The following is a 16,697-nucleotide window of genomic DNA, read 5'->3' on the forward strand; positions in this document are numbered from 1 at the left end:
TTTGCGTGTGCGCAACATCACGTCGCCAAGCCTGAAAAGGCTCTGGCGATCTTCGGCGTCTCGTCCTAAAACTCCCCCGAAAATCATCGACCCGATTGGAGACGGCCGTGGACGTTCAGGAAGTCAGGAAGCTCGACGCGTATCTGAAGCGCGTGTTCAGCAATCCCAAGATCCGCGTGGTGCCGCGGCCCAAGAAGGACGACTCCGCCGAGGTCTATATTGGCGAGGAGTTCATCGGCGTGCTGTTCGTCGACGACGAGGACGATGATCGCTCGTTCCAGTTCCAGATGGCCATCCTGGAAGAAGATCTGGCTGAGTAAGGGCTGAGCAGCCTCAGATCGCCAGTGCAGGGAGTGCCGATCCTTCGCCGGACACGTTGCTCTGCCGCGATGACGGAGCTACCCCTTCGCGCTGTGCATCTGCGCGGAGAGGCGGTCCATCGCGGTGGCGATGTCGCGCCATTGCGCGAGCCAGCTGCGCGGAAAGCGGAAGGTCAGATCGGCGCCCTCGATGCGCCGTTCACTCAGGCACATGCCGGGCGTCGACGTATCGCGCGTGCAGCGTGCGATTAGCTGCGGCTCGGTTGCGCTGAAGAGGTCCTCGCCGCCATAGGGCGTACCGTCGCGGAACGCACGCGCCGTCAGGCCGTCGTCGGTCGTCGCGCGCTCGTCGAGATAGCGCGGATAGATCGTGCGCACGCGCATGTCGGGTGCGAGTGAATCGTGATGCGCCGAGATCGACACGAAGATCCGGTCGATCGGCTGCACCTTGTCCTCGACGGTATCGGCGCTGTAGTGCTTCGGCGCGGCGGGCGCCTCCAGCGACGGGTAGAGGAAGCTCAGATCGACGCGTTCCTGCGGCCCGGAATGGCGCTGGATCTTCATGCGCACCGCCATGGTCGGCACGTTGAACAGCGCGCCGCCGACGCTCACCGGCAGCCGCGACGGATCGCTCGCCGGCACGGTCGTGTAGGTCGGCCACAACAGATAGGCGACAAGCGCAATCGCGCCGGCCGCGATGACGGCCGAGGCGATGATCGGAACGAGATGCGCGCGCGGGTTGCGGCGGGTATCGCGGGCGAGATGCTGGGCCGTCGAAAGAAGCGTCATGAACGAGGCAAAGACCAGATCGAGGGTGGCCGAATCATCTGCCGAATATGCCACGTGGCGAGGAATTTCCGTACGATTCCAATGGAATCCCTGATTGAATGGCCATGCGTAAACGCCGCGTCGGGCGCGCCCGATTAACCTTTCCTTAAGGATGATGTGGCGGCCGGCGGCCAATTCTGCGAAGCAGGCGTGAGTGGCCTGTAGCGTAGCGGAAGTTCCGATGTCGCCCGATACCCTGAATTCGCTGTTCTCTCTGTTCATCGGCTTCGCGCTCGCCGGCGCACTGGCCAGCGGCTATCAGGCGATGGCGGAGCGCCCGGCAGGCTTCGGCCTGCTGCAGGAGGGCGTGGCGCCGAAGACCTTTGCCGCGGTCCCGTTCCTGGTCTTCGCCGCACCGTTCATCATCATGCGCAACACGCTGCGCGGCGCGCGGATCGAACGCCGCCGCTTCGAATTCGTGATGATGGCAACGGTGATCTCCGGCTTCTGGAGCCTGATGTCCGGCACCTTCTTCATGATGACGCTGCGCGCCGCGGGCGTGTTCGGCTGATCCGCACCCGGATCATCGCCTGCCTTGCTTGAAACGATATCCATCGCTGTGCCAAGGTCGTCCTGACCAGAGCCTCGGTTCTGATTGAATCAGAACATGCAGCTCCGGATTTTCGTTTTGAGGCGTTTTCTTCACGCGAACCGGCGTCCGCTTCGCTCGAAAACGCTCCAGGGAGACCTTCATGGCGATCTACGAACTCGACGGGCAGGGGCCCGATCTTCCCGCTGACGGCAGCTATTTCATCGCCGACAATGCCGCCGTGATCGGCAAGGTCCGCCTCAAATCCGCGGCGAGCGTCTGGTTCGGCGCGGTCGTGCGCGGCGACAATGAGTGGATCGAGATCGGTGAGGGCTCCAACGTGCAGGACAATTCGACCCTGCATGTCGATCCCGGTTTTCCGCTTACCATCGGCAACAACGTCACGATCGGTCACAACGCGATCGTGCACGGCTGCACGCTGGAAGACGGCGTGCTGATCGGCATGGGATCGATCGTGATGAACGGCGCGCGGATCCGGCGCGGCAGCGTGGTCGGCGCCGGCTCGGTCATCACCGAGGGCAAGGAGTTTCCGGAAAACTCCCTGATCATCGGCGCGCCGGCGCGCGCGGTGCGGACGCTCGACGCCGCGCAGGCCGAGGCGCTGTCGCGGCCGGCGAAGTCCTACGCGATCCGGGGCCCGCAATACAAAGCCGGACTGAAGAAGATCGGCTGATCTTTCAGCGCTTGCGGCCCTGCTTGCGTGCGCCCTTCGGTGCAGGGCGTGGCTTCGCTGCTTCCTGAGGCCTTGCTGCTTGCTGAAGTCTTGCGCTCTTGCGCAGCGCATCCTTCAGGTCGATCGGAATGCCGTGCTTCTTGAGGAGGTCGGCGAAGGCCTCGTCGGCGAGTTCTTGCAAGGTCGCCATCCGGTCGCGGCCGAGCTGCTTCAGCTTGTCGAACGTGTCGTCGTCGAACTCGATCAGCTTGCGCAATTTGCATTGCTCCAATGCCCGGGGGAACCGGCGTTTTGCGGACTCGTTGGTAGCCGAAAGGGAGAATGGCCATGCGCAAACTATCCACCATCACTGCACTTGCGACAATTGCGATTGCGCTGGCGCCCGCGGTTGCTGTCGCTCAGGGGACCGGCGGCGGCGCGGGGACCGGCAGTCCGTCGTCGGCCAGCCCCACATCGCCGCAGGCGACGTCACCGCCGGCCGGGACCAACAGTGCCGGGACCGCACAATCCTCCGGCGGCCCCAACACTGCCAGAGGCATGACCACCGGCTCGGCGACGACGACAGAGAGCGTCGACAAGGCGATCGCAGACGAGAACAGGGAGGTCGATCGCCGTACCAAAGGCATTTGCCGCGGTTGCTAATTTTTGATGGCCGCACGTTGGTGAACGCGGGTCGCGTAGAAGTGAGCGCGAAACAAGCGTGCGGCCCCTACATTGAGCTAACATGTGCGGGACGCGACGGAGGAGGCTTGAAAACAAAGTCTCGGAAAGAGGAGTGACGGGTGATGTTGCGTAAAACGATGATTGCCTTGCTGGCGACGGCATCGGCTGCTCTGTTCACCGTCGACGCCGCATCGGCGCGCGGTGGCTTCGGCGGTGGCGGATTCCACGGAGGCGGCTTTCATGGCGGTGGCGGTTTCGGCGGCTTCCATGGCGGTGCATTCCGCGCCATGGGCGGAGGCGGCGGCTTCCGTTCGGCTGCGATCGGCGGCGGCTGGCATGGCGGCGGCTGGCATGGTGGTGGTGGCTGGCATGGCGGCTACTATCGGCGCGGCTGGGGCTACGGCTATCCGCTCGCCGCGGCTGCGATCGGCTTCGGGCTCGGCTATGGCGCCTACGACTACTATGACGGCTACTACGGCAATCCGTACTATGCCGGCTATGGCTATGACGACGGCTATGGCTATGGTGGCGGAGGCTGCTACATCGTGCGCCGCAGCGTGATGACGCCGTATGGCTGGCGCGTCCGGCACGTGCAGGTTTGCAACTGAGCCATCCGCTGACGCATGGCCGTTCCTTTCGATCGCCATGCTGATGGTTTTAGAAGGATCGGCGCGGCCGGTGTTTCGATGCCCTGCGAACCGCGTCGGCGATCGCGCACTGGTATGCAGCTTGCTTAAGCTTTGCAGCAGTATGCTGTGCAGCAGTTGGTGCGTGAACGCGGCGCGACAACAAATGGCCCGGCTGCGATTGGAGCCGGGCCCTAGAGGGCCTCAGAGATGCTGACCATTCCTGATCTGACATTGCTGTTCATGGTGGTTGTTTCGAGCCTTGCCGTTGCGTTGATCTATATGCTTCACGAACTCGAGCCGAAGCTTGCGCGGCTGCGGCTGAGGGGCAATCGCGCGTTGCACCATCGCAGCAAACAGGCCGGTAACGCCGGCTGAGATTCGGATGCAGTTGGGACCGAGCGACGTGTCGCGCGGCTGACGGCATGCGCGCAATCTGATCCCGTGAGCCGAAGCCCAAAAGAAAGCCCAAAAAAACAAGGCCGTCGACGCAGTATACCGTCAACGACCTTGCCAGCCCCGGATATTGAAATCGGCTCACGCCATCCGGTGATTGAAGGATGACTCGGATTCGAATGCCGATATGTGAACCAGTTCACAGACTCCGGATTAATTCACGCTAACGGGCACTCACGCGAGGCTGCCGCGGCTGGCCCGGAGTTCCGAAAGCTCCACCTTAGTCGCTGATCTTGTTCGGGAATTGGCGCAATTTGATGGCTGCGCGGGCGGCAACGCAAGGCCGTCAGCCGCGCGACCTGTGGCGTTTCCGGCTGGCGCTCCTTGTGGCCTTCGAGCGCTTGCGCGGCTCGGGCTCGGCGGCCGGCTCGTTGGCCTGTGCGCTTGCCAGCGACTGGCGCAGACCCTCGACCTGTTCGGTCAATGCGGCGACCTGGTCGGCGAGCCTCTTGGCGTCGGCCTGTTGCAAGGCGAACTGCTTGCGCATGGTCAGCAGCTGGTCCTGCACCTCCTGCAACTGGTCGATGGATTCCTGCTGCGTCACTTCCATGCCCTTGGTCTTTTCCACCAGGGCCTCGGAGACCTGCGCGGTGCGCGCCTGCAATTGACGGGCGGCGACCATCCGGTCGGTCTCGGGCACGTTGCCGCTCAAGGTGCGCCACAGCGCGATCGAGCCGATGCCGAACAGCACGAGCACCAGCGCCACGGCGCCGATCGCGATCGGCTGCACGCCGGTCAGGCTGCTGACTTGTGAATTCCGGGGGGCAAGTTCGACCATGCGACCAGAACCGGATGTTCAATTGAAAGGTTCCGAATAGCACAACCGCGACGTCGGCAAAACCCCCGGGGATTCAAGCAGGTGGCGCGGGAAGCGCAAAAATGGCCACAAGTTCCGGGGCTGCTGCCCCAAAACGGGACGGTCCGATGTGCGCGCGGTCAGCGCGTCGGCGCGATCAGGCCGACCCTCATATCCTTCGCCAGATAGACGCAGACGCCATCCGCAAGCACACGGCCGTCGGCGATGCCGAGCACCAGACGTCCGCGCCGGACCTGCCGCATGTCGACCTCATAGCGCACCAGCCTGACATCGGGCGTGATGTGCCCCCTGAACTTGACCTCGCCGACCCCAAGCGCCCGGCCTTTGCCCGGCGAGCCCGACCAGCCCAGCCAGAAGCCGATGATCTGCCACATGGCGTCGAGCCCGAGACAGCCCGGCATCACGGGATCGCCGGCGAAGTGGCAGGCGAAGAACCAGTGGTCAGGTAGAACGTCGAGCTCGCCGGCGACATGGCCTTTGCCGAAGGCGCCGCCGCCGGTGCTGATCTCGGTGATGCGATCCATCATCAGCATCGGTGGCGCCGGCAGTTGCGCATTGCCGGGACCGAAATAGCCGCCCTCGCTCGAGCGCAGCAGATCCGGCCTGGAATAGGACGACTGCTGCGTGTGAAAATCATGCGGGTTGAACAAGATGGCCACCGACCTTGGGGTTATTGTTGAGTCTTAGCTGCGGCGCTGCCGCCTGGCTTTTGACGTCACGGACGCAGGCTCGGCAGGCAGCCGCAGCGCTGCGGCGATGAAGGCCCAGATGTCGGCGGTCAGCCTTCCGGGATCAGGCCGCCGTTCAGCTGTCAGTGCACCGACCAGTGCCTGGCGGATGCCGCCGATCATCAGGGCGATCGTGAGCTGGGGGTCGATGTCGCCGGGCACGATCCCGTCGCGCTGCGCCGCCTGAAGCATCCGCGCCCCGGCCGCGAGCTGTCGGGCGGTGAAGGCGGTCTCGACATCCAATACCTCGGGTGCTCGGCTCAGCGGTCCGATCACGAGCGGAGCGAATGGATGCTCGTAGTGAAACGCGACATAGGCGCCGATCCGGGCCTTCTCCCGGGCCGCCCAGCCCGCCGTCGGTAGCCTGGCGCCGCCGAACGCTGCCTGATCGAGCTGCTCGTAAAACGTCTCGACGACCGCGGCGATCAGGCCAGCTTTCGATCCGAAGTGGTGATAGGCGAGCCCGACCGAGGCCCGTGCCCGCCAGGCGACGGCCTGCATCTCGAGATGCCCGAGCCCCTCGATCAGTTCGTCCTGGGCTGCGGCGAGGAGCCGGTCCCGCGTTGCAGCGGCGGCAATGATCATGGTTCATCCACGTCTGAATTGAATTCAATTCAAACGCTCGAATGCTAGGATGTCAAGCGCGATGGGCGCGAGCCGGGGCAATTGGACGGATAGCCGGGCAATGGCGTTTGCGATCAAGACCGAAATTTCCGATCCGCGGGCGAGAGCATTCGCCTTCAATGCGCAAAAGACCATGTATGGCGGCAAGCTCATCGCCGCCGGCGACATCGTGTTCCTGTTCGCGAGCGAGAATGAGGGCGGCAAGGGCCTGATCGCGCGCGGGGTCGTGACGTCGGCTACACCGGTGGCGCGCAAGCCCGATATCGAAAGGCAAACGCCGCGCCTCAGCATCGCGCTGAGGCGCGTCGCGTTCGCGACGCGGCCATTGGGACGCGACGAGTTGAAGCGCTTCAAGGATTGGAACGACGGTCGGCCCGAAACCGAGCTCAATTTCAAGTTCTATCGACAGGCCACCAACAAGATCGTCGGCATCACCGACGAGACGGCGGCCTTCCTCGATCGCTTCTTTTGAAGCTGCACTCGCGATTTGCGCATCATCGACCTGAGAATCAAGGCAGATCTGCTGTTCATGTTGGAAGGGCTTTACGCCAGCGTCATTTGAAGGTTCCAATGGCGTGTGCGTGCTGCAATTTGGGTTTGCAGTCCATTTCGACCTGCGGTTAGGATGCAAGACGACTGCTACTTTTTTCCGTGAAGCTTTTGAAGCGCACCTTGCTAGGTTCGCCACAATTACAATTGGGGGATTCGACTTGGCGGGCAAAATTCTTTTGCCATTTTTTATCGCGTACGTGCTGGGCTGCCTTTTGACGATCGGCGTGTTCTACCGCGACCGCAAGCACCCGATAGGCATCAAGCAAATCATTTGCACGATCATCTGGCCGATCTGGTGGCCGGTCGCGGCCGGCTTCGGTCCGATGCTCGACGCCATCGATCAAGCCGTGACGGCGACGGATGGGCGGAAGAGCATTTCGTTTGCGCTGGGACTGTTCGCCGTCGGGCACTCCCTGTCGACAGGCTGGACCGATTGCGGTGGAGTCGTCGCATGCACCGGAGTGGTCTTGAAGAGCGCTGCGATGTTCTTTCCACCTCTGAACTTCGGCTACGTGACCTGGCTCGTTTCGCAATTCGCCTAGGATCCTGCGCGTTCCGTCTGCGGATCTCCGTCGTCGTCCCGATGTGGCGGCAGGCGGGCTCGCGCCGGGGGCGTTTCTTAGGTCCCGTTGCGGACTGCTGGTTGCAGTGCTAGCTGTTTTCGAAGGAGAGACAGCATGCGAGACAACGAGCAGACAGCCGATCACTACACGAAGCAGTGGTCGAGCGACCTGGGCTTCAAGTCGTTCGTCCAGCAGAATCCGGAAGCAGCAAAGGCGATGCCGGCCAGGCAATTGCCGTGGGGCGAGCTGTTCGAACGCATTCGCAAGCAGGCGTCGGAGCGCAAGACATCGGTTTATGATGCTGCCTGCGGATATGGCGACATCCTCAACCAGCTTGCCGCATCGCCGGTCCCCGCCCATCTCGACTATGTCGGCGCTGATATCCATGGCGCGCTGGACACCATCGAGCGGTACGGGATTGCGACGCTGCTCAATCACGATATCACGGGTGAACTGCCGACCGGGCAGCGGTTCGACTTCATCCTCTGCCGTGCGGCGATCCATCACACGCCGGATCCGCGAGCCACGTTCCATACGTTGGTGCGGCAACTCGCGCCCGGCGGCACCGTTGCCATCACCGCCTACGCGAAGAAGGCGCCAATGCGCGAGGCCGTCGATGACGCCTTGCGCGCCCAGATCGTTCCGATGTCAAACGACGAGGCGTTCGCGACCGCGAACCAGCTGACCGCGCTTGGGCGAGATCTGCAGCGCTCCAAGGGCCAGATCACGATCGAGAAGGATCTGCCGTTCCTCGGCATCAAGGCCGGCAGCTATGATGTCCAGACCTTCATCTACAACCACTTCATCAAGTGCTGGCACAATCCGGCGTTCTCAGAGCAGCATTGCGATCTCGTGAACTTCGACTGGTACCATCCGCCGTTCGCATTCCGGTATGAGCGGGATGAGTTGCGCGAGTGGGCCGCGGCTTGCGAACTCGAGATCGTCCGGGAGGCCTCAACCGAGGCGCAGCATTACATGGAATGCCGGTCGTCGCGGTAAGCAGACGCCAGACAAACAGCACGTTCGTCACGGCTTGTCGTGCCCCGCAAAAGGTTGCGGCCAGGCTTTGGGGGAAGCCTGGCCGCGCGCGAACCGGTCTGGGACGGGGAGGGGTGGGGATGTGACCGGGTCGCGAACTCGAAATGTCCTGTTCTGCTCAGCGCGAGCTTGCGGTTGAAACTGCGGGGCGGTTGTCGCCGAGCGAGACCCACACATTGGGATCGCTCTGCGATTGCCGCTTGACGAAGCGGTAGCCGGTCTCCGTCCAGGCGACGATGCTCTCGTTCTGGTTATCGAGCACGAACTCACCCTTGTCGGTCTTCACCGTCAGCACGGCGTGGCCTTCGCCCTTCTTGTCGCGGACCACCGTGATCAACAGCGCCTCGCGGGGCCAGCCGGCATCCATCAGCATCTTGCGCTTCAGGAGCACGTAGTCCTCGCAGTCGCCGTAACCGTCAGTCGGCAACGACCACTTCTCGATCACGCCCCAATGATCCATGTCGGTCATCGGCTTGATGGACTCATTCACCCACTTGTTGACCCGCACGAGGTCGCGCCAAGCGGTCTGCGACAACACGACGTCGCGTGGTTGCGTCGCGCCGCCGCGGCATTCGGCCGGATTGTCGGCGCAGAATTCGACCCAGCCGATCGGCGAACGCGCGACGTCCCCCAGGCTGGCATAGACCACGTCGCCGGCCTTGGCCGACACGCACGTCGCAAACAGGATGGCGGCGACCGCCAAACCTTTCCCCTGTCCCCTGAACCCAAACATCGTGGCCCCCGTTCTTCTTGTTGGGTCCACGTTTCGCACAAAGCTTTTGCGCCGCCGCTAAGTACGCAAAGTAGATTTGACGCGAATACTGGTAAAAGCTGCGGCGAATTCGAACTATACTTGAATCGAATTTGCGTAAAATTTGAAACAACTGCAATCGATTCAAATTTTATGCATTAACGCGCCAAGCGTTGCGGCAGCGTGGTTTGTTGCGTCAGAAGTTCCGGCCGTTAACCGCCGATTTCGCCGCGCCAAACGCGGCGAAGGCGGCCTCCGGTGCACCGGAGGCCGCCTTCGCGGGCTGAAAACGGGGTCTTGAGCGGTTTTGCGCTTTACCTTGCGGTAACGCTCTCTTCGAGGGTTTCCGCGGACTGCTCGTGGACGAACTCGAGCGCGAAGCCTTCCTCGAGATTGCGCACCACGCGGGCCTGCACCCGGCCGAGCATCACCAGCGATTTCAGCGGCGGGCGGTTCTCGGCGGCGATCGCAGCACCGGACAGCGAAAGGTCGATGATGCGGCAGGTCATCCGCGTGCCGTCTTCCTGGGTGAGCAGGGCGATCGGGTTGCGCGGCACGATACGGTCGTGGCGGCGATCCTCGGGCAGATTGAGGATGTCGCGGTTGGCGAGCCAGGTGAGCTGGGCGGCGAGCTTGTCACGCTTGCGCGCAGTGGCGCCGATCGTCATCGCAAAGCCGTTGTCGATGATGCGGGTGATGCGGCCCTCGACGCGGCCGATATGGTCGAGATAGGCGATCACGCGGTCGCCGACATTGCCGATGCCGGGCGCCAGCAGCGCGAGGCCGCCCGGGGACATGTTGATAATCTGGCAGGGAAACTCGCGCCGGTCGGGCAGCATATAGCGGCCGAGCAGGTGCACCTTGACGCGCTGAAAGCGCCGCCGCTCCTCGGCTACGGGGACGACGGTAGTTTTCTTCTGTGCAAACGACATCACACCAAACCTGGCCACCGTCCATTCGGAGCCCCGACGACCGTAAGGCTGATAGGGTTAACAGGGCGTTACGGTTGAGGCGGGGAACCCGTACACGGGCTGGGAGAAACAAGCTGAGTTCGCGGCGTCCAAGGCGGATGAACGGCATGGCTGCCAATCCGCCGCGCGAGCCGTCATGTCGGAGCTAAGACCGTAGCGCGATCAAGTGACATCTCCGCGCGAGCGCCGCGGACAGGCTATTTGGCTTCGGCGTCCACCGCCAGCTCGACGGTCACCGCTTTCAGGACCTTCTGTTTCGCCGCGCGGATCTCGAGTTGCAGGGGCGGCTGGTAGGACCCGCTTGGCGGCTCGAACACGAAGGCATGGTGCCCATCGCCCTTGTTGAGTTTGAGAAGATCGTTGCGGAACTGATCGGCGACGATCTCCGCGACGAGCTCGCCATTGACATAGATGTCGATCGGGACCCGCTTGTCGGGGTGCTCGTTGTACAGCGCCCAGCCGGCGATCCTCTTTTCATTGAAGACGTCGACATGGCCGGTGATCTCGCCATACAGGCTCGCGATGCCGGCTTCGATCACCTCGAGGTCGCTCCGGTAGATCGATCGCGTCACATTGAAGCTGAAATGCGCCGTGTCGACGCATTGCTCGAGCAGGCTCTGCCGGTGCTCTTTCATGCGTTGCAGCGTGTCGAGCTCGCCCAGCTTGACGTACATGCCAACGATGCCTTCGATACCAGGATTCATGATGTCGGTCCCCGCAATGCTACAAGCCTATCCGCCCCGAGGTGCGTTCACAGTCGATGGTCCTTGCGATGCCTCCTCGCGGAAAAATACTCCCGTCAGGATCAGACGCATCGCGCACGCCTTCATGACAGGCCTTCATGACATCCCGATCATCCTGACCTAAGGTCGGTGCGGCCGAGCCCAACGACAAGGACAGGGAGGATGAACCGATGGAGCAGATCCGCGTCTGCACGCATGAAGGACCTGGAGCCAAGCCTGTAATCCGGACCGTGCCATGGCCGCATATCGGCAAAAAGGCGGCCTTGATCAAGGTCGGCGCTTGCGGCGTCTGCGGAACCGACCTGCACATCCTGAAGGGACATTGGCCGAAACCGCTGCCATGGCCGTTCACGCTCGGTCATGAGCTCGGCGGCGTGATCGTCGAATGCGGCCCGGAATTTTCCGAAGACTTCATGAGCAAGCCGCTCAAGGTCGGATCCAAGGTGATGATCCCGCCGCTGATGCCGTGCGGCCGCTGCTATTATTGCATCCACTATCCCGCGAGCGCCAACAAGTGCCTGACGCCGGTGTATTACGGCCGCTATCTCGGCTTCGACAAGCCGCCGCACATGTGGGGCGGCTGGGCCGAATATGTCTATGTCGATCTCGACATGCTGCCGGGCACCAAGATCTACAAATTGCCCGACGACATGTCGCTGCGGCTCGGCGCGCTCTCCGAGCCCTTGACCTCCTGCATCCGCGCCTTCAACCGCGCCACCCGCGCCGGCGGTTTCTCCTGGGGCGACACGGTGGTCATCCAGGGCTCCGGGCCGATCGGCATCCTCGCGGTCGCCGCGGCCCAGGAGATGGGGGCAGGGCGCGTGATCTGCGTCGGCGCGCCGGAGACGCCGCGGCTGGCGCTCGCGCGAAAATTCGGCGCCGAGGCGACCGTCGACATCGAGCAGCTCGAGACAGCCGAGCAGCGCATCAAGGCGGTGCGCGACATCGTCGGCGGCTTCGGCGCCGATCTCGTGATGGATTGCTCGGGCCATCCGACCGCCGGCCCCGAGGGCATCGAGATGCTGCGTGACGGCGGCACCTATGTCGAGATGGGCCAGTTCACCGATGCCGGCTCGATCAATACGTCGTGGCACCGCATCTGCACCAAGGACCTCAACGTGCTCGGCTCCTGGGGCTTTACCGGCAACGATCTGCCGCTCGGCGTCGACATGCTTTACCGCACCCGCAACAAATATCCCTGGCTCGACATGCAGACGATCTATCCGTTCACCGAGGACGGCGTCGCGCAGGCGGTCGCCGACGCGATGGCGATGAAGACGGTGAAGTCGACCATCGTCCCATGGCCGGAGCTGGTCGAGTGAGGCCGGCACGTGGGAGTGCCGCATTTTCTGTTGCAGTGCTTCCAAGGGAATAGCGGCCGGGTGCTGCCGATCATGCTCTGATATCGCTCGCCGGGACGATGGCCCGGCGCTAACATCTGATCATGCAATCGAACCGTGTGCCGCCGAGCGCGACGTTTGCGTGGGGAAACCTGTCCGAGGATTTCGCGCTGTTTCGAACGCTCAGCGCGGAGCAGCGGCGCGTCGCCTTTGGCGCCATGACCCGGCGCGACCTCGTGCGCGGCGAGCTGCTGGTCGAGCAGGGCGGCGCCTCCGATGCATTGTTCCTGGTGCTGCACGGCGCGCTCGCGGTGTACCGGACCGATCATTCCGAGCCGATAGCCGAGCTTCGTGCCGGCGAGCTGGTCGGCGAGATCGGCTTCTTCGCCAATATCCCGCGCACCGCCAATGTGATCGCGATCCGCGACAGCAGCGTGCTGGTGTTGACGCGCGCAGCCTATGCGCGGCTTGTCCAGGAAACGCCCGGGATCGTCGAGGCGCTGCTTGCCGCGCTGGCCCAGCGGTTTGCCGTCCAGACCGCGCGCCTGTTGCCGCTTCGGGCGTCGCCGAAGGCGCGCACCGTCGCGCTGATTGCGGGCGGACGCGAGCCGGTGCCTGCCGGCTTCGAGCAGCGCCTGCGCCTGAGCCTTGCCGCTGCGGGGGCCGAGATCGTCGATCTCGCGCGCGTCCAGGCGATGTTTCCCGGCCGCGCGCTGGATGCTTCCGAAATCTCCGACTGGCTCAGCCGGATCGAATATGACGCGCCGCTGGTGGCCTATTTCGGCGGCGCCGACGCATCGGAATGGGCAAGAAAGACCATTCGCCAGGCCGACCTCGTCGTGTTGGCCTGCCGCGGCCACGCGCCCGCACCCGACCTGACCGAGATCGAAAGCGTCGCCTGCGCCGTACATCCGGTATCGGCGCGCCGCCTGGTGCGTGTTCACGATGTCAGGCGTCACGAGGTCAGCGGCACCGCGGCCTGGCTGGCCAGGCTGCCTTGCTACATGCACCACCATGTCGCGCTCGAGGACCAGATCGATATCGACAGCCTGGTGCGCTTCCTGTGCGGTCGCGCCGTCGGGTTCGTCGCCGGCGGCGGCGGCAGCCTCGGCACCGCGCATGTCGGAATCTACAAGGCGTTTCGCGAGCGCGGCGCGATGTTCGACATCTTCGTCGGCACCAGCGTCGGCTCGGCGATGGCGGCGGGCTTTGCCAAGAATTACGACGCCGAGCATCTCGAGCGCGGCACGCACGAGATCTTCGTCTCCAGCCGCAGCTTCCGTCGTCCGACCTGGCCGCGCTACGCGCTGCTGGATCACAAGGCGTTCGATGCGGCGCTGGCCGAGCAGTATGGCCAGCATTGCCGGATCGAGGACTGCTGGCGGCCATTCGCGGCGGTCGCGACCAATCTGTCGACGCACAGTCTCGAATTGATCCGCACCGGACTGCTCTGGCAGGCGGTGCGGGCATCGAGCGCCATCCCCGGCCTGCTGCCGCCGTTCTATACCAGGGACGGTTCGATGCTGGTCGACGGCTGCCTCGTCGACAACGTTCCGCTGGCGCAGATGCACCAGCTGAAGAGCGGCCCGAACCTGGTGGTGCATTTCGGCGAGCCGGCGACCGAGATGTTCGAGGTCGACTATGCCGCGCTGCCGGGGCGGCTTGAACTGCTGGCCTCGCTGCTGACGCCGTTCCGGCGCAAATCGCTTCCGGCAGCGCCAAGTGCCGTCAACGTGTTGTGGCGCAGCCTCGTCGCGCATCAGCGCTACGATACGTTGCCGACCACGCCGCTCGACATGGTGATGCGCCCGCCGACGCCCGATGGCATCGACGTCACCGATTTCGATCGCCACCAGGAGATCTTCGAATCCTCCTACCGTTGGGCGCAAGAGACCATTGCGGCCTCGGAGGCCGCGCATCATCCGGCGATTGCGGCCATCGTCGCGTCGGCCATCGGCACGGAGCTGACCGCAGACGCGCGCACCGATCACGCGACGGCGGCGGCGCCGGTTTCTCAACAGGTCCGCGTCGGCTGAACGGCTTGCAGCCGGCGACGAAGTCGACCATCGTGCCGGACGGCAATCCGGAGACCACGATGCCTTTCGATTTGATTCTGCGCGGCGGACGGGTGATCGACCCGTCGCAAAACCTCGATGCGGTGACCGACGTCGCCTTCGCCGGCGGCAAGGTCGCCGCCGTCGGCCGCGAGCTGAACGCCGATCCCGCGACGGAGGTCCGCGACGTGTCGGGGCTGATCGTCTCGCCGGGGATCATCGACCTGCACACCCATGTCTATTGGGGCGGCACCTCGCTCGGCATCGACGCCGAGGAGTTTTGCCGTAACTCCGGCGTCACCACCTCGGTCGACACCGGCAGTGCCGGTCCCGGCAATTTCGCGGGCTTCCGCAAGCACGTGATCGAGCCGAGCCACGTCCGCATCCTCGCCTATCTGCATGTCTCGCATGCCGGCATCTTCGGCTTCTCGGACCGCGTGATGGTCGGCGAGAGCGAGGAGCTGCGGCTGATGAACCCGGTCGACGCCGCGCGCGTCGCCGACGAGAACCGCGACCTGATCGTCGGCATCAAGGTGCGGGTCGGGCTGCATGCGTCCGGCACGTCCGGGCTGGTGCCGCTCGAAATCGCGCTCGAAGTCGCGGAGCAGGTCGGCATGCCCCTGATGGCGCATATCGACCATCCGCCGCCGAGCTACGAGGAGGTGCTGGCGCGGCTGCGCCCGGGCGACGTGCTGACCCACGCCTTCCGTCCGTTCCCCAACACGCCGGCGACCGCGCAGGGCACGGTGAAGCGGAGCGTGCTGGAGGCGCGCGAGCGCGGCGTGCTGTTCGACATCGGCCACGGCAAGGGCTCGTTCGCCTTCAAGACCGCGCGCGCGATGCTCGCCAACGGCTTTTATCCGGACACCATCTCCTCCGACATCCATCAACTCTGCATCGACGGCCCGGCGTTCGACCAGGTGACGACGATGTCGAAATTCCTCTGCATGGGGATGCGGCTACCGGACGTGATCGCCGCGTCAACCGTCAATGCCGCGATGGCCCTGCGGCGGCCGGAGCTCGGCAGCCTGAAGCCGGGCAGCGCCGGCGACGCCACGCTGCTCTCGATCGGGGAAGGCCAGTTCGACTATGTCGACGTGGTCGGCGAACATCTCACGGGCGATCGCAAGATCGCATCCGAAGGCGTCGTGATCGGCGGGCGCTGGTGGCATCCGAGATAGGGCGGGGCTCAAAGAAAGTGCGTCGGCTTCTTCCCCAAAGGCCGACATCGAGAGTGGTCTGAATCGATGTCGGCTAAGGGCCAGAAGCTGAAGTCGCCGTTATCAGATCAGTGGAATTGATAATTGAGCGTTAGCGTCACGGATTGATTGGTGACCCGCTCTTGGGCGTTCAAGACAGCAGACCCAGAGGTCGACAACGTCCCATTCTGGTTGAACACAGTGACCGTGTCGGAGATGGAGAAGCTCGTGGAACGCGCATAGGTGTAGGCAAAATCTAAGAACCAGCCGCCGGCAAAGGAATAGGTAGTACCAATTTGCGCCGCGCCGCCCCACACCCAATTCTGATTAAATACGGTGATCGGCAGGCTGGTGGGGAACGTTCCTCTCAACGACTGGGTGGCAAAGGGAATCCCATTGATAAAATTGGACTCCACGCCGAACAGGGCCGGACCGCCACCGGCGTATAGCGTAAAATTGCCGAATGCCCGGCCGATGGTGCCGATAAGCGAAAACTGATGCTTGAGATTGATTTCCGCTGGGCTGATCGCCAAGAACCCAGTGATAGGTCCAGAGGTTCCGGCGTTCGGTCCGCTTATTACGGTGCCGGTCCCATTCTGCGGAATGCTCACGTTCTGCTTCGAGTCGACGTTTGCGTATTTATAATTGAACTTGAGCCCAGCCAGCCAGTCGCCCCCGGCAAACGGATGCATATAGCCGAACTGAACATCGGGGGCGAAACCGGATTTGTTTCGATTGTAGTCGAAAAAGGGACCACCCTCTTGCCCTTGGGCGGTTAGCACCCCCGCATCAAATACACTGATGAGGCCGGATACGCCCTGCAGCGATTGGTCGAAATGGGTCCAGTTATAGCTGCCGCCCACACCGATATAGAACCCGGACCAATCCCACTTAGCAGGCGGCGGCGCTGACGGAAGAGCTTTGACGGCCATATCAGCGGCAAAGGCAGCGGCGCTTGTTGCTACGATTAAAGCGCTCCCGCAAAGAATGGAAATAAGTCGGTTGCTCATTTGACCACCCCAAACAAATTCTCATTGCCATTCGCGGCGATTGCAATTCGGAACCTTTCCAAGAGGCGGCGCACTCCCAGATTTCCGGCCGGTGTTGCCCCGTAGCAACGTCCGCCTTGGGTCAAAAGCGGATGTCCGGCGCACCCGGCGGACACGTCAGCTATCGGCCATGAGCGGAAGTTGCCGCAGCA

The 16,697-nt window shown here is 63.4% G+C and carries 21 protein-coding genes; 12 read left to right on the forward strand and 9 right to left on the reverse strand.

Translation table 11 applies throughout. The features are described 5' to 3' along the window. Positions 1-107: 107 nt before the first annotated feature. Entirely contained in the window at positions 108-320 is a 213-nt protein-coding gene (locus ACVIW0_RS14630; RefSeq protein WP_021077729.1) for a DUF3126 family protein, read from the forward strand. A 78-nt stretch (positions 321-398) separates the two neighbouring features. On the opposite strand, the gene ACVIW0_RS14635 is transcribed toward ACVIW0_RS14630, so the two are convergent. Then, positions 399-1,109, reverse strand: a complete 711-nt coding sequence (locus tag ACVIW0_RS14635; RefSeq protein ID WP_461357333.1) for a hypothetical protein — start codon at positions 1,107-1,109, stop codon at positions 399-401. 220 nt (positions 1,110-1,329) lie between these two features. On the opposite strand from ACVIW0_RS14635, the gene ACVIW0_RS14640 reads away from it, so the two are divergent. Both ACVIW0_RS14640 and ACVIW0_RS14645 read left to right on the forward strand, forming a co-directional pair. Next, positions 1,330-1,659, forward strand: coding sequence for a DUF6949 family protein (locus ACVIW0_RS14640; RefSeq protein WP_456754027.1), 330 nt, complete (start codon positions 1,330-1,332; stop codon positions 1,657-1,659). A 181-nt stretch (positions 1,660-1,840) separates the two neighbouring features. Further along, a complete protein-coding gene (locus tag ACVIW0_RS14645; RefSeq protein ID WP_461352972.1) occupies positions 1,841-2,371 on the forward strand; it encodes a gamma carbonic anhydrase family protein in 531 nt (176 codons plus the stop codon). 4 nt (positions 2,372-2,375) lie between these two features. Here ACVIW0_RS14645 and ACVIW0_RS14650 read toward each other — a convergent pair whose 3' ends face one another. After that, on the reverse strand, positions 2,376-2,627 hold the full coding sequence (locus ACVIW0_RS14650; protein ID WP_461352973.1) for a hypothetical protein: 252 nt from the start codon (positions 2,625-2,627) through the stop codon (positions 2,376-2,378). Positions 2,628-2,698: 71 nt separating this feature from the next. Between ACVIW0_RS14650 and ACVIW0_RS14655 the strand changes: the two genes are divergently transcribed. The 3 genes from ACVIW0_RS14655 to ACVIW0_RS14665 all read left to right on the forward strand — a co-directional run bounded on the left by ACVIW0_RS14655 (position 2,699) and on the right by ACVIW0_RS14665 (position 4,038). Continuing rightward, entirely contained in the window at positions 2,699-3,013 is a 315-nt protein-coding gene (locus ACVIW0_RS14655) for a hypothetical protein (RefSeq protein ID WP_461352974.1), read from the forward strand. 140 nt (positions 3,014-3,153) lie between these two features. After that, positions 3,154-3,642 (forward strand): hypothetical protein, encoded by a 489-nt coding sequence (locus tag ACVIW0_RS14660; protein ID WP_461352975.1) that lies wholly within the window; start codon positions 3,154-3,156, stop codon positions 3,640-3,642. Between the two features lie 228 nt (positions 3,643-3,870). Beyond that, positions 3,871-4,038 carry a hypothetical protein gene (locus ACVIW0_RS14665; protein WP_461352976.1) on the forward strand — a complete coding sequence of 56 codons (168 nt, stop codon included), beginning with the start codon at positions 3,871-3,873 and terminating at the stop codon, positions 4,036-4,038. Positions 4,039-4,402: 364 nt separating this feature from the next. Here ACVIW0_RS14665 and ACVIW0_RS14670 read toward each other — a convergent pair whose 3' ends face one another. The 3 genes from ACVIW0_RS14670 to ACVIW0_RS14680 form a co-directional block, all read right to left on the reverse strand. Continuing rightward, positions 4,403-4,894: a hypothetical protein gene (locus ACVIW0_RS14670; RefSeq protein ID WP_461352977.1), complete on the reverse strand. Its 492-nt coding sequence runs from the start codon at positions 4,892-4,894 to the stop codon at positions 4,403-4,405. 158 nt (positions 4,895-5,052) lie between these two features. Then, the gene (fabA, locus tag ACVIW0_RS14675) at positions 5,053-5,583 is read right to left on the reverse strand and encodes a bifunctional 3-hydroxydecanoyl-ACP dehydratase/trans-2-decenoyl-ACP isomerase (protein ID WP_461352978.1); all 531 of its coding nucleotides are present in this window, start codon (positions 5,581-5,583) and stop codon (positions 5,053-5,055) included. Between the two features lie 33 nt (positions 5,584-5,616). Further along, on the reverse strand, positions 5,617-6,246 hold the full coding sequence (locus ACVIW0_RS14680; RefSeq protein WP_461352979.1) for a TetR/AcrR family transcriptional regulator: 630 nt from the start codon (positions 6,244-6,246) through the stop codon (positions 5,617-5,619). Positions 6,247-6,346: 100 nt separating this feature from the next. Between ACVIW0_RS14680 and ACVIW0_RS14685 the strand changes: the two genes are divergently transcribed. From ACVIW0_RS14685 to ACVIW0_RS14695, 3 genes are all read left to right on the forward strand, one after another. Continuing rightward, a complete protein-coding gene (locus ACVIW0_RS14685) occupies positions 6,347-6,757 on the forward strand; it encodes a hypothetical protein (RefSeq protein WP_461352980.1) in 411 nt (136 codons plus the stop codon). Positions 6,758-6,995: 238 nt separating this feature from the next. Continuing rightward, positions 6,996-7,379, forward strand: coding sequence for a hypothetical protein (locus tag ACVIW0_RS14690; protein WP_461352981.1), 384 nt, complete (start codon positions 6,996-6,998; stop codon positions 7,377-7,379). A 135-nt stretch (positions 7,380-7,514) separates the two neighbouring features. Continuing rightward, positions 7,515-8,399 (forward strand): class I SAM-dependent methyltransferase, encoded by an 885-nt coding sequence (locus ACVIW0_RS14695; protein WP_461352982.1) that lies wholly within the window; start codon positions 7,515-7,517, stop codon positions 8,397-8,399. 157 nt (positions 8,400-8,556) lie between these two features. Here the strand turns inward: ACVIW0_RS14695 and ACVIW0_RS14700 are convergent, their stop codons facing one another. The 3 genes from ACVIW0_RS14700 to ACVIW0_RS14710 all read right to left on the reverse strand — a co-directional run bounded on the left by ACVIW0_RS14700 (position 8,557) and on the right by ACVIW0_RS14710 (position 10,864). Continuing rightward, a complete protein-coding gene (locus ACVIW0_RS14700; protein ID WP_461352983.1) occupies positions 8,557-9,171 on the reverse strand; it encodes a transglutaminase-like cysteine peptidase in 615 nt (204 codons plus the stop codon). Between the two features lie 332 nt (positions 9,172-9,503). Then, positions 9,504-10,121 (reverse strand): PilZ domain-containing protein, encoded by a 618-nt coding sequence (locus ACVIW0_RS14705; RefSeq protein WP_028336124.1) that lies wholly within the window; start codon positions 10,119-10,121, stop codon positions 9,504-9,506. Positions 10,122-10,357: 236 nt separating this feature from the next. Then, complete coding sequence (locus ACVIW0_RS14710) at positions 10,358-10,864, reverse strand: hypothetical protein (RefSeq protein WP_461352984.1); 507 nt, start codon at positions 10,862-10,864, stop codon at positions 10,358-10,360. 209 nt (positions 10,865-11,073) lie between these two features. On the opposite strand from ACVIW0_RS14710, the gene ACVIW0_RS14715 reads away from it, so the two are divergent. The 3 genes from ACVIW0_RS14715 (at position 11,074) to ACVIW0_RS14725 (ending at position 15,478) form a co-directional block, all read left to right on the forward strand. Beyond that, on the forward strand, positions 11,074-12,225 hold the full coding sequence (locus tag ACVIW0_RS14715) for a zinc-binding dehydrogenase (RefSeq protein WP_461352985.1): 1,152 nt from the start codon (positions 11,074-11,076) through the stop codon (positions 12,223-12,225). A gap of 122 nt (positions 12,226-12,347) precedes the next feature. Then, complete coding sequence (locus ACVIW0_RS14720) at positions 12,348-14,279, forward strand: patatin-like phospholipase family protein (RefSeq protein WP_461352986.1); 1,932 nt, start codon at positions 12,348-12,350, stop codon at positions 14,277-14,279. Between the two features lie 59 nt (positions 14,280-14,338). Then, positions 14,339-15,478, forward strand: a complete 1,140-nt coding sequence (locus ACVIW0_RS14725; RefSeq protein ID WP_461357334.1) for an amidohydrolase/deacetylase family metallohydrolase — start codon at positions 14,339-14,341, stop codon at positions 15,476-15,478. Between the two features lie 107 nt (positions 15,479-15,585). On the opposite strand, the gene ACVIW0_RS14730 is transcribed toward ACVIW0_RS14725, so the two are convergent. After that, the gene (locus tag ACVIW0_RS14730) at positions 15,586-16,506 is read right to left on the reverse strand and encodes an outer membrane protein (protein WP_461352987.1); all 921 of its coding nucleotides are present in this window, start codon (positions 16,504-16,506) and stop codon (positions 15,586-15,588) included. Positions 16,507-16,697 lie beyond the last annotated feature (191 nt).

This window comes from Bradyrhizobium sp. USDA 4454, assembly GCF_054822705.1.

Coding starts and splice junctions, on each gene's coding strand:
- ACVIW0_RS14635 (WP_461357333.1), bottom strand. CDS start 1,109: ATGACGCTTCTTTCGACGGCCCAGCATCTCGCCCGCGATACCCGCCGC.
- ACVIW0_RS14640 (WP_456754027.1), top strand. CDS start 1,330: ATGTCGCCCGATACCCTGAATTCGCTGTTCTCTCTGTTCATCGGCTTC.
- ACVIW0_RS14645 (WP_461352972.1), top strand. CDS start 1,841: ATGGCGATCTACGAACTCGACGGGCAGGGGCCCGATCTTCCCGCTGAC.
- ACVIW0_RS14655 (WP_461352974.1), top strand. CDS start 2,699: ATGCGCAAACTATCCACCATCACTGCACTTGCGACAATTGCGATTGCG.
- ACVIW0_RS14665 (WP_461352976.1), top strand. CDS start 3,871: ATGCTGACCATTCCTGATCTGACATTGCTGTTCATGGTGGTTGTTTCG.
- ACVIW0_RS14670 (WP_461352977.1), bottom strand. CDS start 4,894: ATGGTCGAACTTGCCCCCCGGAATTCACAAGTCAGCAGCCTGACCGGC.
- ACVIW0_RS14680 (WP_461352979.1), bottom strand. CDS start 6,246: ATGATCATTGCCGCCGCTGCAACGCGGGACCGGCTCCTCGCCGCAGCC.
- ACVIW0_RS14685 (WP_461352980.1), top strand. CDS start 6,347: ATGGCGTTTGCGATCAAGACCGAAATTTCCGATCCGCGGGCGAGAGCA.
- ACVIW0_RS14695 (WP_461352982.1), top strand. CDS start 7,515: ATGCGAGACAACGAGCAGACAGCCGATCACTACACGAAGCAGTGGTCG.
- ACVIW0_RS14700 (WP_461352983.1), bottom strand. CDS start 9,171: ATGTTTGGGTTCAGGGGACAGGGGAAAGGTTTGGCGGTCGCCGCCATC.
- ACVIW0_RS14705 (WP_028336124.1), bottom strand. CDS start 10,121: ATGTCGTTTGCACAGAAGAAAACTACCGTCGTCCCCGTAGCCGAGGAG.
- ACVIW0_RS14710 (WP_461352984.1), bottom strand. CDS start 10,864: ATGAATCCTGGTATCGAAGGCATCGTTGGCATGTACGTCAAGCTGGGC.
- ACVIW0_RS14715 (WP_461352985.1), top strand. CDS start 11,074: ATGGAGCAGATCCGCGTCTGCACGCATGAAGGACCTGGAGCCAAGCCT.
- ACVIW0_RS14720 (WP_461352986.1), top strand. CDS start 12,348: ATGCAATCGAACCGTGTGCCGCCGAGCGCGACGTTTGCGTGGGGAAAC.
- ACVIW0_RS14725 (WP_461357334.1), top strand. CDS start 14,339: ATGCCTTTCGATTTGATTCTGCGCGGCGGACGGGTGATCGACCCGTCG.
- ACVIW0_RS14730 (WP_461352987.1), bottom strand. CDS start 16,506: ATGAGCAACCGACTTATTTCCATTCTTTGCGGGAGCGCTTTAATCGTA.